Source organism: Klebsiella oxytoca NBRC 105695 (assembly GCF_001598695.1).
Classification (GTDB): Bacteria; Pseudomonadota; Gammaproteobacteria; order Enterobacterales; family Enterobacteriaceae; genus Klebsiella; species Klebsiella oxytoca.
This window is the reverse complement of record NZ_BCZK01000007.1, coordinates 93,988-108,735: the sequence shown is the minus strand read 5'-3', so window position 1 is coordinate 108,735 and position 14,748 is coordinate 93,988. Positions and strand designations below refer to the sequence as shown.

Annotated in this window: 13 protein-coding genes and 1 tRNA gene; 8 read left to right on the top strand and 6 right to left on the bottom strand. The window is 49.1% G+C overall.

Going from position 1 to position 14,748, the window contains the following annotated elements; translation table 11 throughout:
* The first annotated feature begins 21 nt into the window (after positions 1-21).
* The 3 genes from KO1_RS13910 to KO1_RS13900 all read left to right on the top strand — a co-directional run bounded on the left by KO1_RS13910 (position 22) and on the right by KO1_RS13900 (position 2,880).
* Positions 22-297, top strand: coding sequence for an oxidative damage protection protein (locus KO1_RS13910; protein WP_004105744.1), 276 nt, complete (start codon positions 22-24; stop codon positions 295-297).
* 47 nt (positions 298-344) lie between these two features.
* Complete coding sequence (gene mltC, locus KO1_RS13905; RefSeq protein ID WP_004105745.1) at positions 345-1,430, top strand: membrane-bound lytic murein transglycosylase MltC; 1,086 nt, start codon at positions 345-347, stop codon at positions 1,428-1,430.
* A 193-nt stretch (positions 1,431-1,623) separates the two neighbouring features.
* Positions 1,624-2,880, top strand: a complete 1,257-nt coding sequence (locus KO1_RS13900; protein ID WP_016807921.1) for a nucleoside permease — start codon at positions 1,624-1,626, stop codon at positions 2,878-2,880.
* Between the two features lie 67 nt (positions 2,881-2,947).
* Here KO1_RS13900 and KO1_RS13895 read toward each other — a convergent pair whose 3' ends face one another.
* A complete protein-coding gene (locus KO1_RS13895) occupies positions 2,948-5,086 on the bottom strand; it encodes an ornithine decarboxylase (RefSeq protein ID WP_032729240.1) in 2,139 nt (712 codons plus the stop codon).
* A gap of 437 nt (positions 5,087-5,523) precedes the next feature.
* Between KO1_RS13895 and KO1_RS13890 the strand changes: the two genes are divergently transcribed.
* The 3 genes from KO1_RS13890 (at position 5,524) to KO1_RS13880 (ending at position 8,043) form a co-directional block, all read left to right on the top strand.
* Positions 5,524-6,240 (top strand): DUF554 domain-containing protein, encoded by a 717-nt coding sequence (locus KO1_RS13890; RefSeq protein ID WP_064406944.1) that lies wholly within the window; start codon positions 5,524-5,526, stop codon positions 6,238-6,240.
* A gap of 105 nt (positions 6,241-6,345) precedes the next feature.
* Positions 6,346-6,421 (top strand) — tRNA-Phe (locus KO1_RS13885).
* A gap of 710 nt (positions 6,422-7,131) precedes the next feature.
* Positions 7,132-8,043 carry an alpha/beta hydrolase gene (locus KO1_RS13880; RefSeq protein ID WP_004115583.1) on the top strand — a complete coding sequence of 304 codons (912 nt, stop codon included), beginning with the start codon at positions 7,132-7,134 and terminating at the stop codon, positions 8,041-8,043.
* Between the two features lie 212 nt (positions 8,044-8,255).
* Here the strand turns inward: KO1_RS13880 and KO1_RS13875 are convergent, their stop codons facing one another.
* Positions 8,256-9,149, bottom strand: coding sequence for a PHP domain-containing protein (locus KO1_RS13875; RefSeq protein WP_024274718.1), 894 nt, complete (start codon positions 9,147-9,149; stop codon positions 8,256-8,258).
* A gap of 154 nt (positions 9,150-9,303) precedes the next feature.
* Positions 9,304-10,170: a nucleoside deaminase gene (locus KO1_RS13870; RefSeq protein ID WP_047721128.1), complete on the bottom strand. Its 867-nt coding sequence runs from the start codon at positions 10,168-10,170 to the stop codon at positions 9,304-9,306.
* Positions 10,171-10,559: 389 nt separating this feature from the next.
* Between KO1_RS13870 and KO1_RS13865 the strand changes: the two genes are divergently transcribed.
* Positions 10,560-11,108, top strand: a complete 549-nt coding sequence (locus KO1_RS13865) for a LuxR C-terminal-related transcriptional regulator (protein ID WP_004105759.1) — start codon at positions 10,560-10,562, stop codon at positions 11,106-11,108.
* A 39-nt stretch (positions 11,109-11,147) separates the two neighbouring features.
* Here KO1_RS13865 and KO1_RS13860 read toward each other — a convergent pair whose 3' ends face one another.
* On the bottom strand, positions 11,148-11,621 hold the full coding sequence (locus KO1_RS13860; RefSeq protein WP_047720684.1) for a YqeJ family protein: 474 nt from the start codon (positions 11,619-11,621) through the stop codon (positions 11,148-11,150).
* Positions 11,614-12,438: a winged helix-turn-helix domain-containing protein gene (locus tag KO1_RS13855; protein ID WP_004105763.1), complete on the bottom strand. Its 825-nt coding sequence runs from the start codon at positions 12,436-12,438 to the stop codon at positions 11,614-11,616. Before KO1_RS13855 ends, KO1_RS13860 begins: the two co-directional genes overlap by 8 nt.
* 637 nt (positions 12,439-13,075) lie before the next feature.
* On the opposite strand from KO1_RS13855, the gene KO1_RS13850 reads away from it, so the two are divergent.
* Complete coding sequence (locus KO1_RS13850) at positions 13,076-13,480, top strand: VOC family protein (protein ID WP_004105765.1); 405 nt, start codon at positions 13,076-13,078, stop codon at positions 13,478-13,480.
* A gap of 143 nt (positions 13,481-13,623) precedes the next feature.
* Here the strand turns inward: KO1_RS13850 and KO1_RS13845 are convergent, their stop codons facing one another.
* Positions 13,624-13,989 (bottom strand): RidA family protein, encoded by a 366-nt coding sequence (locus tag KO1_RS13845; RefSeq protein WP_224226463.1) that lies wholly within the window; start codon positions 13,987-13,989, stop codon positions 13,624-13,626.
* Positions 13,990-14,748 lie beyond the last annotated feature (759 nt).

Here is a 14,748-nt window from a genome sequence, read left to right as displayed (position 1 = left end):
GGCGATTAAAGAGGATTAAGAATGAGCAGAACGATTTTTTGTACTTTCCTGCAGCGTGAAGCCGATGGCCAGGATTTTCAGCTGTATCCGGGCGAACTGGGCAAACGTATCTATAACGAAATCTCTAAAGAAGCCTGGGCCCAGTGGCAGCACAAACAGACGATGCTGATCAATGAGAAAAAACTCAGCATGATGAACCCCGAGCATCGCAAACTGCTGGAGCAGGAGATGGTTCAGTTCCTGTTTGAAGGTAAAGACGTACACATCGAAGGCTATACGCCGCCAGAAAAACAGTAAGGGCCTGACGGCCCTTTACCACAACAAACACAACACGCACTCCCGGAATGATGAAAAAATACTTAGCGCTAGCGCTGATTGCGCCTTTGCTCGTTTCGTGTTCCAGCTCAACCAAAAAAGGCGCCGAGTATAACGAGGCGTGGGTGAAGGACACCAACGGCTTTGATATTCTGATGGGCCAGTTCGCCCATAACATCGAGAACATTTGGGGTTATAACGAAGTTCTGCTCGCCGGGCCGAAGGACTACGTCAAATACACCGACCAGTATCAAACCCGCAGCCACATCAACTTTGACGCCGGGACAATTACCGTCGAAACTATCGCCGGCACTGACCCGGCCGGGCGTCTGCGCCAGGCGATTATTAAAACCCTGCTGATGGGCGACGACCCTAACTCCATCGACCTCTATTCCGACGTCGATGACATTCAGATCTCAAAAGAACCGTTCCTGTATGGTCAGGTCGTGGATAACACCGGTGAGTCGATTCGCTGGGAGTGGCGCGCCTCACGCTTTGCGGACTACCTGCTGCAAACGCGTCTGAAAAGCCGCAGCAACGGTCCGCGCATGATCTACAGCATCACCATCAACCTGGTGCCGAACCATCTCGACAAACGTGCGCATAAATACATTGGCATGGTCCGTCAGGCGTCGCGCAAATATGGCGTTGATGAGTCGCTGATCCTGGCGATTATGCAAACCGAATCGTCCTTTAACCCCTATGCAGTCAGCCATGCCGACGCGCTGGGGCTGATGCAGGTGGTGCAGCACAGTGCCGGGAAGGATGTGTTCCGCTCGCAGGGGAAATCCGGCCTGCCGAGCCGCAGCTATCTGTTCGATCCGGCCAATAATATCGATACCGGGACCGCCTATCTGGCCATGCTGAACAACGTCTATCTGGCCGGTATTGCTAACCCCACCTCGCGTCGCTATGCGGTGATTACCGCCTATAACGGCGGCGCGGGCAGCGTGCTGCGGGTCTTCTCCAGCGATAAGATTCAGGCCGCGAATATCATCAATAACATGACGCCGGGCGACGTTTATCAGACCATCACCAGCCGTCACCCGTCCGCCGAATCGCGCCGTTATCTCTACAAGGTAAACACCGCGCAAAAAGGCTACCGCCGCAAGTAATCCTCTGCCAACGCCCTTGTTTCCTCAAGGGCGCCTTCCTTCTGCTATACACAATAGAGTTGCGCAACTGTTTTGCGATTTTCTGCGGCAGTTAACAAAAGTATCCACCCCATGAATGATAGAATCCAACCAAAATAACGCTACAAATGTTATTTAAAACACAAAACAATTCTATATCCGTGAGGATCAAAACATGAATCTTAAGCTGCAGCTCAAAATACTGTCGTTCCTGCAGTTCTGCCTCTGGGGAAGCTGGCTGACCACGCTCGGCTCATATATGTTCGTTACCCTGAAGTTTGACGGTGCGGCCATCGGAGCGGTTTATAGCTCGCTCGGTATCGCTGCGGTATTTATGCCGACGCTGCTTGGTATCGTTGCCGATAAATGGATCAGCGCCAAATGGGTTTACGCCATTTGCCATCTGGTCGGCGCGCTGACGCTGTGGCTCGCCGCCCAGGTCACTACGCCGGGCGAGATGTTCCTCGTCATCCTGCTTAACTCGCTGGCCTATATGCCGACGCTGGGGCTGATTAACACCATTTCCTACTACCGCCTGCAGTCTGCGAACATGGATATCGTGACCGATTTCCCGCCGATTCGCATCTGGGGCACCATCGGTTTTATCCTCGCCATGTGGGGCGTCAGCTTCTCCGGCTTTGAGCTGAGCCATATGCAGCTCTATATCGGCGCGGCGCTCTCCTTGCTGCTGGTGCTCTTCACTCTGACGCTGCCGCATATTCCGGTGGCCAATCAGCAGAAAAACCAGAGCTGGACCGCCATGCTGGGCCTTGATGCCTTCGCGCTGTTTAAAAACAAACGTATGGCGATCTTCTTTATTTTCTCGATGATGCTTGGCGCCGAACTGCAAATCACCAATATGTTCGGCAACACCTTCCTGCACAGCTTTGATAAAGATCCGCTGTTCGCCAGCAGCTTTATCGTGCAGCACGCCTCGGTGATGATGTCGATTTCGCAGATCTCGGAAACCCTGTTCATTCTGACCATCCCGTTCTTCCTCAGCCGCTACGGCATCAAGAACGTGATGCTGATTAGTATCGTGGCGTGGATGCTGCGCTTCGGCCTGTTCGCTTACGGCGACCCGACTCCGTTCGGCACCGTGCTGCTGGTGCTGTCGATGATCGTTTATGGCTGCGCCTTCGACTTCTTCAATATCTCGGGGTCGGTGTTTGTGGAAAAAGAGGTTCGCCCGGAAATCCGCGCCAGCGCCCAGGGAATGTTCCTGATGATGACCAACGGTTTCGGCTGCATACTTGGCGGGATGGTGAGCGGCAAAGTGGTGGAGCACTTTACCGTCGAAGGGATTACCGACTGGCAAACCGTATGGCTGATTTTCGCCGGCTATTCGCTGGTTCTGGCGTTTGCTTTCGTCGCGCTGTTTAAATACAAGCACGTTCGCGTACCAGCCGGTGCGCAGACCGTCGTACATTAAATAAACGGCTTCACCCGAGATGTACGAATAAAAAAAAGCGCCCCGGTGATATCAACGGGGCGCTTTTTTATGCTTTCAGCACATAGCCATACAGACGCTTAATGCCGTCAGAGTCCGTTTCGCTATAGACCCCCTGGAGCTCCGGCGAGAAGCCCGGCAGCATATTGACGCCCTCCTCCAGCGCCAGAAAATAGCGCAGCACCGCCCCGCCCCAGATTTCGCCAGGCACGACGCACAGCACGCCCGGTGGATACGGTAGCGCGCCCTCCGCCGCAATGCGCCCTTCCGCTTCGCTTAAGCGCACCAGTTCGACGTTACCGCGAATAAACTCGCGGTTGGCGTCCTGCGGGTTCATGACCGCCCGCGGGAAGCTCTGCTTGCGGAACATCTCTTTTTGCAGATCCTTCACCTCAAAGCTAACGTACAGGTTGTGCATCTCCTGACACAGCTCGCGGATGGTGTAGTCCCGATAGCGCACCGGGTATTTGTTAACGATGCTCGGCAGAACCTCGGCCAGCGGCGTATCCGATTCGATATGCTGCTCAAACTGGGCAAGCATCGCCACCAGCTGCGCCAGCTTCTCCTCGCTTTCGGCGGGGGTCAGCAGAAACAGAATAGAGTTCAGATCGCACTTCTCCGGCACGATGCCGTTTTCGCGCAGATAGTGGGCCAGAATGGTCGCCGGGATGCCAAAATCAGTATATTCCCCGCTCTGCGCATCGATTCCTGGCGTCGTCAGCAGCAGCTTACAGGGGTCAACGAAGTACTGTTCGCTGGCATAGCCCTCAAAGCCGTGCCAGCGCGCGCCCGGTTCAAAGCTAAAGAAGCGCCGCTCGCGGGCGATGGTTTCGGTGGGGTGATCCTGCCACGGGCGTCCCGCGACCATTGGCGGAATAAACGGCTGGATCATTTTGCAGTTAGCGATAATCGCTTTGCGCGCGTCAATACCCAGCGCTACGCATTCGGCCCACAGGCGGCGCCCGCTCTCCCCTTCATGGATTTTGGCATTCACGTCGAGAGCCGCGAACAGCGGATAAAACGGGCTGGTCGAGGCATGCAGCATAAAGGCGTTATTCAACCGCTTATGCGGGCAAAAACGCGCCTGCCCTCGCAGATGGTTATCCTTTTTATGGATCTGCGAAGTTTGCGAAAAACCGGCCTGCTGTTTATGCACCGACTGAGTAACAAAAATGCCCGGGTCATTCGGCGTCAGGTCCAGCAGCAGCGGCGAACAGTCGGCCATCATCGGGATAAACTGCTCGTAGCCGACCCAGGCCGAGTCAAACAGGATGTAGTCGCACAGGCTGCCGATTTTATCGACCACCTGGCGGGCGTTATATACCGTCCCGTCATAGGTTCCGAGCTGGATCACCGCAAGGCGGAACGGGCGCGGCATATCAGCTTTTTCCGGCGCCGTCTCGCGAATCAGATCGCGCAGGTATTTTTCATCGAAGCAGCGATCGTCAATCCCGCCGATAAAACCGAACGGGTTGCGCGATGCTTCGAGATAGACCGGCGTCGCGCCTGCCTGAATCAGCGCCCCATGATGATTGGATTTATGGTTATTGCGATCAAACAGCACCAGATCGCCGCGGGTCAGCAGCGCGTTAGTCACCACTTTGTTCGCCGCCGAGGTACCGTTAAGGACAAAATAGGTTTTATCGGCGTTGAAGACCTTCGCCGCGAACTTCTGCGCGTGTTTCGCAGACCCTTCATGAATCAACAGATCGCCAAGCTTAACGTCGGCGTTGCACATGTCGGCGCGAAAGACGTTCTCACCAAAGAAGTCGAAGAACTGCCTCCCCGCTGGATGCTTCTTAAAGAAGGCGCCGTGCTGATGGCCAGGGCACGCGAAGGTGCTGTTATCCATCTCTACGTACTGAGTCAGCGTATCGAAGAACGGCGGCAGCAGGTTCTCTTCATAGTCGCAGGCGGCGGCTTCCAGTTCGAGCCACTCCTGCTCTTTGCCGCTAACGATGGCCGTCACGCCTTCTGGTTTTTCGTGCTCAGCTTCGCTGAACAGATAGACCGGCAGGTTAAAGCCCGTGCGTTTCAGCAACGCAAGGATGCCGCTGCGGCTGTCCGCCACGGTAATGACGACTGCCGCCACATCGGTAAAATCAGTACTGTCCAGGGCCACCACGCGACGGTGGGTGGACAGGTGGGATACCAGCTCGCGGCTGGCGGCAATGTGCATTGATTTCATGAGCGCGGATACCCGTTTCCGGAGAGTAAAAGGCTTAGGCCAAGGCATCTCTGCTCTGGCCAACGAACTGTCAGGGTCTGGCTGGATCCCAGCTCCGACCGCCAGACATCAGTAAAAGCAGACCGCGTCCGATCTTACTGTTGTCCTGCAGTGAGCCTGCGTTACGCTCACCGCATGACGGGCAGAAGTTGCAGAGTAAGGGTAGCAAGACGAGGCAGCCTGCGCATCTGTACGCAGCGGCACTGGTGATGTAGTGGCGATGTCGTCATCCCGGCGGCCTCATTCAGGGGAGGAGAAAATTCGCGCAATCATGTCACCTTTAAATGTACCGTGCAAGATGAATTACGTATGCAGCGACCCCACGGATGCGCAAGCCTTTTGGCCAGCTTCGCGCCATAATAATGCAGTCGTTAGGGATAATTAACAGGAGTCATACTTTGGTTACAGGGCCATTTATTAACGCCGGTGCGGTCCTTCTGGGCGGCGTACTTGGCGCACTCTTAAGTCAAAGATTGCCGGAACGGATTCGTACATCAATGACCTCTATTTTTGGGCTGGCGTCGCTAGGCATCGGTATTCTACTGGTGATCAAATGCGCCAACCTGCCGGTGATGGTGCTTTCAACGCTGGTGGGCGCGCTGTTCGGCGAAGTATGTAATATGGAGAAAGGCATTAATACGCTGGTGAGTAAGCTTCAGCAGCTGCTTTCGCCAAAAAAGGGCCAGATAAAGAGTTCGGCGCATGAGTCGTATATTCAAAGCTACGTCGCGATTATCGTCCTGTTCTGCGCCAGCGGAACCGGGATATTCGGCGCGATGCGCGAAGGAATGACCGGTGACGCCAGCATTCTCATTGCCAAAGCGTTTCTCGACTTCTTTACCGCCATCATTTTCGCCTGCACCCTGGGGCTGGCGGTCTCGGCCATTAGCGTGCCGATGCTGGCCATCCAGCTGGCACTGGCGGCCTGCGCATCGTTGATTATGCCGTTAACCACGCCGATGATGATGGCGGATTTCAGCGCTGTCGGCGGGATGCTGCTGGTTGCCACCGGTTTGCGCATCTGCGGAATTAAAATGTTCGCCGTGGTGAATATGCTGCCGGCCCTGGTGCTGGCGATGCCGATTTCGGTAGCCTGGACGGCGTTTTTCGCCTGAAGATGCGTGCTTTTGACGCAATGTGGTGATAGATTGTCCAGTCTGCTGCGAAACAGATAAATTTCGTTGACGAGGTGCGGCGAATCAGGTTTAATGCGCCCCGTTGCCCGGATAGCTCAGTCGGTAGAGCAGGGGATTGAAAATCCCCGTGTCCTTGGTTCGATTCCGAGTCCGGGCACCACTATTCAGAGAACCCAGCCTATGGCTGGGTTTTTGCTTTTCTGCGAGCGGACTCTCCATCGAACTCCGTTCGATTATTCGCCGCACCGCGGCTCACCCCTTCGGGGCCAGCGCGACAAGCGCGCTGTTCAACGCCTGCGGCGTTAGTCCGAGTCCGGGCACCACTATTCAGAGAACCCAGCCTATGGCTGGGTTTTTGCTTTTCTGCGAGCGGACTCTCCATCGAACTCCGTTCGATTATTCGCCGCACCGCGGCTCACCCCTTCGGGGCCAGCGCGGCCAGCGCGCTGTTCAACGCCTGCGGCGTTAGTCCGAGCCCGGGCACCACTATTTAAAGAACCTGCCCACAAGGCGGTTTTTTGCTTTTGGGGAGCCAGCACTAGCTTCCCGTCAAAGTCCCCTCCCCCCCCTCTGCCAGAAAAAATTCATTACCAGGGATTTTGCCTGCCCCACGCTCTCTCGCATCAATTGCCTGAGCGTAGGTCCGCTTGTTTTGCGGGAAAAGCCTTATCACCAGCGTCGTTGAAAAAATAAGCTATTTGTCGGTTAGTAGGGAAAGATAAAAAAAAGCCGAAGAATTTTAATAAACTTATAATGTGGCGTATTTCTCAGATTGTTTATGAATGAGTAAATAAATTAATGCCTATTAAAATGCAAAAAAAGCACTACCGACAATTATTATTTCTGGCGTAAGCAGCAAAAGGAATGAAGATGCTGAGTAACGGAGCAAAAGATTATAAAGCTAAGCTATTTGAAAATCATGATGAAAATATTCATTTTCTTTTGAATACCCCACTCTCCCTTCAGCGCCAGGTCTGGGAGTCTGCAGCCATAAAGGCAACACTACCTGCGGGTGTATGCATCGAAACGGTTAACGATACAGAGATAACTGCGGAATGGATTTCATATCCCGATTCGATAAATACCAGGATTATTCTCTATTTCCACGGCGGTGGAAATTCTCAGGGATCGTGTCTGACTCACAGAAAACTCGCTGCCTGTCTCGCACAATATTCTGGTTGCCGAACTCTGGTACTGGAATATCCTCTGGCGCCAGAAAATCGATTTCCTGCGGCCTTATTAAATTGTCATCAGGCCTATTTATGGCTGCTTGCTAATGGTTATTCAGCAGAGGACATTATCCTCGCGGGAGACTCCAGCGGTGGTGGACTGGTCATGTCGCTTTTACTCCTGTTAAAACAGCATCAAGATCCTTTGCCGGACTCGTCTGTTCTGCTGTCTCCCATGTTAGATTTCACACTTTCTGGTAAGAGCATAACGCTGTGTAAGGATCTCGATCCGCTGCTTTGCATAGAAGACCTGATAATGACCGTGAAATACTACTGTTCGGACAGTGAACGAAGCGATCCTCTTGTCTCTCCCCTGTTTGGTGATTTGTCTGGACTTCCTCCCGTATTTATTCAGGTGGGAAGCGAGGAGTTATTGCGCGATGATGCATTACGCCTCTCCCGATATGCTAAAAAGGCTGGGATGCAAGTTGAGCTTGAGATATGGGACGGGCTCTGGCATGTATTTCAGTCATCGGTAGGAAAGGTACCTGAAGCGGATGAGGCGTTACAAGCCGTAGCTAAATTTATCCGAAGCAGAGAGTCATTGCCGTGAAACGTGGCTCTCAACAATACTATGCGCCCCCATAAAATATACGCGATTTTGTGACTCTCTATTTAGAGGCACAACGAAGGTGGTCCATCTCTTTCTCTGACTGACAACAGATACCTCTTCCTGTGCCTCTTTTCCTGCTTGATAATACCTCTACGCATAATCATTTGTCCTTGTTATTTAATAACTCGCCTAGAGCCGGTAGATTTCAGGCGTCAATAAAGATCAGCCTGCTCGAGGATTTCCAGGGTTTTCGGTAGCGCGTCACGCCATGGTCTACAGTCGCCAGGCTTAATGTTGGGTTTGTTTTTACCATGAAAGTCACTGCCGCAGGTCGCCAGCAGCGATTTATCCAGCGTGTAGTGATAAAGTTCGCGACATAGCTCCTCATCATGATAGCTGGAGAACACTTCCACGCCGCGTACGCCAAGCGGCAACATCTGGTCAATCACCGCCAGCGGCTTTTCCTTCACGTTAGCGCCGATATGCGCAATGACCGGAATGCCGCCGTTGTCGATTATCAGCGCCGCCATCTCCGCCATCGGCGGCAATTCCACCGTCACCTGGCAGGGTTTGCCTCGGCCAAAAAAGTCCCAAAAAAAGTTAATTAACGGCATATCGCTGCGCGCATTCCCCGCGCGGTAAGGCAGCAGCAGATCATGATTCAGGTTGCGCGCATCCTCTAAAATAAGTTCTGCCATCTCCTCTTCCTGCGGGACCCGATCTCCGGCCATAGCATACAGGCGCTCTTCATCAAGCTGGAACCCCAGCGCCCGCAGTTTCTCCAGCTTTAGCGGCGTCGCGGCAGTTTCCAGACGATGGAAGTTGTGTTCGACGGCGTCAAAATCCCGGCTGTCTCGACGAAAACCGTAGCCCAGCAGATGATAATTATTGCCCGCAAACGCGCAGTCGATTTCAATCCCGGTCATCACGCTTACGTTATTTGCTCTGCCATAGCGAATAGACTCCTCAACGGATCGCGCCGAGTTGTGATCGGTTATCGCCAGGGCCGCAAGATTCGCCGCTTTAGCCATGGTAAGCAGATCGCTGACCGGGAAATCGGCATCGTTGCTATATGCCGAATGCATGTGCAAGTCGATTAATTTCATGACTTCTCCTTTAAAAGTTTTAACATTACGCCGCTGATCGCCTGCTTAGCCCTGTTGAATCGCCGATGGTTAACGGATAGCTTTGCTTTTCAGGAAGCTAAAGTCCGTTAACGGCCCTGGAACAATCACGCACATCGCTTATGGCAACACACGTTCAATCCTCAATAGAAATAGATTCTTCGCAAAAAGAGGAATATGGTCTGAGGTTATTATAATTTCGAGAGAAGCGAAGTCGGCTATCTATCTTTTTCACTAACATATCGGTGGACTCTTCATTCAGGAGTTTGCAAACGTGCCGGGTATCAAGGCGCAGAATTCTGCATGCCTCAAGCGTTGGGCAGAAATTCATAGAGTGGAAAGTAATTTGCTTCTCTGTTCTGTTCACCACGGGCATTTCGACCTCTGCAGCGTGGAATCGCATTATAAGTAAGCGGTGTGCGGTGTCTAATAAATGGCTATCGCCAATATTCAACCCGGCTTTATTTTGGCAGAACCATGCAGTACGGCGGGCAATGGAATCCGCGTTCAGCGCCTTAAGGTCTTCATCGGTTGCGTTGCGCAGATGATTAATTTCGCGGCGAACGTCAGCACGATAGAGAATTGCGCATTCCCGCCGCAGAATACCTTTATGAACAATAACCTCTGTGCTCGCCTTATCAAAAGCCTCGACGCACTGAAATGCAATTCGCCGCCGCCCTTGAGCAAGTGCATCCTGAATAGAAAAACCAAAAGCTATTTCGCTTATCCCGGACCAGGCGATGGCAAATGCGCACATAGGACAAGGCTCACTGGTGGATATCAGTATGCACCCGTTTAAATTTTTGCCAATTTTTTGGCTGGCAATCTTAATCGCGTTAATTTCAGCATGTGAGGTTGCGTCTCCCTCTGTTTCCTCATAGTCATGCGCCGCCGCAACCATCTCACCATCCTTGATGATAACGGCGCCAAAACCTTTATTCCCCTCACGCAAACTCTCTTCAGCTTCACCAATGGCAACACGCATCCAGAATTCAAGTTCCATAACCCCATTCATAAAACCACATCCCGCAAGTGAATTTATTTATAGCACCTGGTGACAAGTGCTATACGCTGCGCAAATAGATAAGATGATTAATACGCATGAGATTAGTAAAGCACTAATCACAACCACGATATAATGACGCAAATCAACGTTAAGATTATTCCAAGCACATTAAAAGACGATTATTATTTAATAAGGAATTTTCTAAATGTTATTTATATCTTATCAGACACCTCAAGAAAATCATACAACTCCTTGTTTACTCTAAGTTTTACCATTTAATATGAGTAAATAAGGAAATTTAAGACGAGATAAGTTTGAATTTCTGAACAATCAGATATAGTCATTGAATACGACACATCATGAGTGAAATGCTTACGGGAGTTATCATGGCTATCTTCATCATCAGCAATAACCAGTATCTTCGAGATGGCATTATCTGTGTCGGACAATATAACGCGATGGAAATCAAAAGCTGTCAGTGTGACGACCCGCAACTCGATCGTTTAAACTATGAAGATATTGTTATCCTGCATCTGAGTTTAGAAAACAAATGCAACGCCAGCAAACTTTCCTCGTTAAACCAGCGATGCAAAGTATTACTGATTCTGAGTTCGTCGCAGCATGCACTCATCTGTGATGCAGATACCGTGATAAATGCTAAAGCGCCGCCGGAAGTTATAATGAAAGCGCTCCGCTGCCTGATCAGACGGGTTAAGTGTAAACCGACCAAAAACCAGCGCTTAAGCAAAATTGAAAAAATCATTCTCAACAAAAGCCTTGAAGGTAAAGATACGCATGTTATCGCTGAATCTCTATCGCTCACCAGTAAGATCGTCAGCAATTACAGATATGTGGCCTGTCGAAAAATTGGCGCAGGGAAGCTAACTGATTTACTCATTATAAAAGACCATTTAAAGGACGATTATGCCAGATAATTGTGGATGATAAGCAAGCCTGACTCATCATCCGTACCGTTAATTAGCACAATACAGTAGCGGTCGTGACCCAATTTTTATCAGAAAGCTATGCTCATTTTGCTTTGAAATAATATAGCTTATTTTTTCATTTGGATAAACGTAAAAGTCAGGCAGGATGCTGGCCAGGAACTCATCCGACACAGAGTCAATGTTACCGTATCGGTTTATTTCTCTGGAGTGGAAATGGTGAGTTTCATGATTTTTGACCATATCATAGATGACATCTCTTCTGATATGGCCCTGCAGTTTCCCGCCATCCAGATAGCTACCGCTGACCGCAACGGTACCCTTACCTTCAGCAAGTGAATACATGAAATTTAAGGTCAAATTAGTTTGTGTATTATCCTTGAAGACCACGAGCGATGCCGTACACTCTTCCTTATGATGTATTTTATCGTTCACAAAATTATAGATCCCCCCTGCCAGAGCGCTAGAAATAAAAAAGCCAATCACAATTTTTATTCTATTCATGTACAATTCCACGAAAAGAGAGAGTAACACATCCGGCAGAAGCCTTCGCGGTGTAGCTTTTCCTGCAAATAAACACTATAAAACCTGGAGTCATCTGCGACATGGAAAAATAAACAAAGGGATACTTCTTACAGTCCAGTCCGGATTTGAAAATCAAAGACTTATAACTATTAAATTTATCAATGCTGGCATGATTATCATCTATGGTATAAAAATGACAACCGCGATCGCTTTCAACTAATGTATAGCTGCTAAAAAAGGGCTTTTCATCATTAAAGTGCCAGAGGTAATGCAGAGAAAAAAAGCCCGCCAGTAAACTCAATGCCATAATCAAGAGTGTGACAGCCTTTGAGCGGGCGTTTTTCTTATCAGCCGTATGCACGGTAGCCACAGATTCAGTGGTTGCTTTTTTTCCCGCAACGCTATCCTGCACCGCGAGAGATGCATCAGCAGAACCTACTGAATCTAAAGATATTTTTTCACGTTTTTCAATGTTAACGTTGGCATTGATATGAAAACCTTTACGCGGCACCGTCACGACTAATGAGTTATCCGTTTCTCCGACATCGCGCAGTCCGCGCCTGACAATCGATATGTTTTGATACAAGGTATTTGCAGGAACCAGGATCCCCTCATCTTCCCAAACTTTTTTAAAAAAAGTTTGCTGGCTGACCAGCTCCGGTGAGGCTTCCAGTAAAAGAACAAGACAGTGGCTTGCCGGAGCCGTCAATGTGACGCTCAGCGCCGGGTTTTTCAACGAGATTAACCGCTTATTTTCAGGCCAAAATTCTATATTTTTGTTTATGATCCAATACATATGCTATTCGCGGTTGATATGTTAAAAGAGGTTAAAAGGGTAAGGAGGTGATCAGTGTAGCTGGAATTACATGCATTATAGCTAATTATATGATTGAAAAAACATATGTGACGTTTTAATTTTTAATGCTGAGTCTTTTCGGCTGTCAAACTTCACCAAAAACGTCCGCGCCCATAAACGTATTAGCCGGTTAATGGTTAAAAATTTACGAAACGTCGTGATTAAAAATGTAGGTTTAAAACGAATAAACCCTGAAACTACAATCAGTTATTGCCCAACGAAGGTGTTTTTTATCAGTCCCGTCGGCGTGTTAGCGCTAATGGTCAACGCTATCCTTAGCGTCAAAAGAACATAGCGCCCGGGCGTCGATCTTTTTTATCCCCGTTAAGTCTATTGTTTTTTACTGTCGGGAGCCCGTGGTTCCCTTCTGACTGGATATAACAAATATTTATCATTCCAGCCTGCCACGCTGAGGGGAAGCGTCAGCACAGCATAAGTTAAGCACGATCCTTACCTCTTCTTTATTCATTATCGCCAACCTTATCCGGGAATTTTTCATGTAATATCTGAATTCACACCCGGTAAATATTCGTTATATCTTAGCTATGTTATGCTCTATTTTTAAAAAGGAGATGCTATGTTTTCTTATATTATGCTGGGAACCAATGACCCTCAAGCTTCCTATAAATTTTATGCGCCTTTGATGCGCGTGCTTGGCCATCCTCTCGATGGGCGTAGCGAAAAAGGCGCCGCATGGGGAACGTTCAAAGATAATCATACTACCGGATTATGCGTTGGAATGCCGTTTGATAATCTCCCCGCCACCCGAGGTAATGGCGTCATGGTTGCATTGAATGCGGTATCCGTTGAAATGATCCAGGAACTTTATAGATTAGCGATTGAGAATGGTGGCGAAGATGAAGGCCCACCGGCTTTTCGTCCGCACTACGGCGCTGATTTTTATAGTGCCTACGTTCGCGATCCTGACAAAAACAAAATCGCTTTTGTTTTTTACGACCCGGCAAAAAAAGCGATGGTTTAAAATCAGTTCATCCGAATAAAATGCCTATTCGTGTGATAGCGATTTATTTTAGCGGGTCAGCAAGCCGGGAGGTCGATGCAATGGCTTCCCGGTTGAACAGCGAAACGGCGCGCCCCTGTCAATTACAGAAGAGGCGACATCGATTAACGACAGGCAATCGCATCAAGCTGAAAGAGCATACCTGTGGCCCCGCCAGCATGGGCAAACTCGGTTTGAATTGATTTTCTGGCGGGATAATGGCCGTTGAATCGCTGACGCATGACTTTTTCCATTAATGGGATATTCCATACGTCGCGAAACAGAGCATCAATTTTTACGACTGACTCCAGCGTCAGGCCGATAGTGTTAAGCCTTTCGCTCAAATTATCGAAAGCGCCATTTATCTGTTCCTCGATGGGCTTCCCGATGTTACCAATACAGTAACTCACAAAGACCAAACCACAGGATTCGACCACTCCGGATATTGCCCAGCTTTCATTAATTTCGTGCCTTATAATCTTACTCATCATTGATCCTTTTAAATTTTATATGACTGAAAGCCAAAATCAGGTCACGATTTGTGAGTGCATGGCAAAAACGCGCGTCCCGTGACGTATCATAAAAAAGCCATAGCGTAATATCCTGGTTTCCCTGTGTCAGGGATAAACCCGGGACGTGAAGGTAAAATACAGTTTTCTCAAGGAAATCATCTCATTTAATGCTAAAAACTGTCACGTGCTGCCACATGAAATGCCCTTAAAAAACCTTAAAGGTTCTTAAATACATTTAAAGCCCCAAAATAGAACATCACAACCGATTGATTATAAATAACATTATCGATTTCATCCCTCGCTATTAAAATAATAACAACAGGTATTATGAAATATTAATAAACAGTCAAGGCAAGGCACCTTGTTAATATCTATTTAAATTAAGCGAGATTTTTAAACAAAATTACAACATAAAACCCAGGACATTAACCTGTAATAAAGCCCGCCCTCAACCGCCCCCCCTGTGGTTCGATAATAAAAAACCAGATAAATGAAGAGGTAATGTTATTAAGCATTTTGATAAGTACGCTTTGTGCCGTTTTTAGCCGGCAGCAAAAAGTCATGCTGCAACTTTTATATGCCAGGAGAGGGATTTTTCCAGGCGTAAATTATGAACGATCAAACATTCTTAATAAGACGTTTTCAGGTGCATAGAAATAACGGGATCGTTATGTTGTTACCCAAGGCCATTCATGTGATATGGCTCTGTGAAACTTTATAGCAATATGCGCCGAATGA

Coding starts and splice junctions, on each gene's coding strand:
- mltC (WP_004105745.1), top strand. CDS start 345: ATGATGAAAAAATACTTAGCGCTAGCGCTGATTGCGCCTTTGCTCGTT.
- KO1_RS13850 (WP_004105765.1), top strand. CDS start 13,076: ATGTTTTCTTATATTATGCTGGGAACCAATGACCCTCAAGCTTCCTAT.
- KO1_RS13895 (WP_032729240.1), bottom strand. CDS start 5,086: ATGAAATCAATGCACATTGCCGCCAGCCGCGAGCTGGTATCCCACCTG.
- KO1_RS13865 (WP_004105759.1), top strand. CDS start 10,560: ATGGCTATCTTCATCATCAGCAATAACCAGTATCTTCGAGATGGCATT.
- KO1_RS13860 (WP_047720684.1), bottom strand. CDS start 11,621: ATGAATAGAATAAAAATTGTGATTGGCTTTTTTATTTCTAGCGCTCTG.
- KO1_RS13845 (WP_224226463.1), bottom strand. CDS start 13,989: ATGATGAGTAAGATTATAAGGCACGAAATTAATGAAAGCTGGGCAATA.
- KO1_RS13910 (WP_004105744.1), top strand. CDS start 22: ATGAGCAGAACGATTTTTTGTACTTTCCTGCAGCGTGAAGCCGATGGC.
- KO1_RS13855 (WP_004105763.1), bottom strand. CDS start 12,438: ATGTATTGGATCATAAACAAAAATATAGAATTTTGGCCTGAAAATAAG.
- KO1_RS13875 (WP_024274718.1), bottom strand. CDS start 9,149: ATGAAATTAATCGACTTGCACATGCATTCGGCATATAGCAACGATGCC.
- KO1_RS13870 (WP_047721128.1), bottom strand. CDS start 10,170: ATGGAACTTGAATTCTGGATGCGTGTTGCCATTGGTGAAGCTGAAGAG.
- KO1_RS13880 (WP_004115583.1), top strand. CDS start 7,132: ATGCTGAGTAACGGAGCAAAAGATTATAAAGCTAAGCTATTTGAAAAT.
- KO1_RS13900 (WP_016807921.1), top strand. CDS start 1,624: ATGAATCTTAAGCTGCAGCTCAAAATACTGTCGTTCCTGCAGTTCTGC.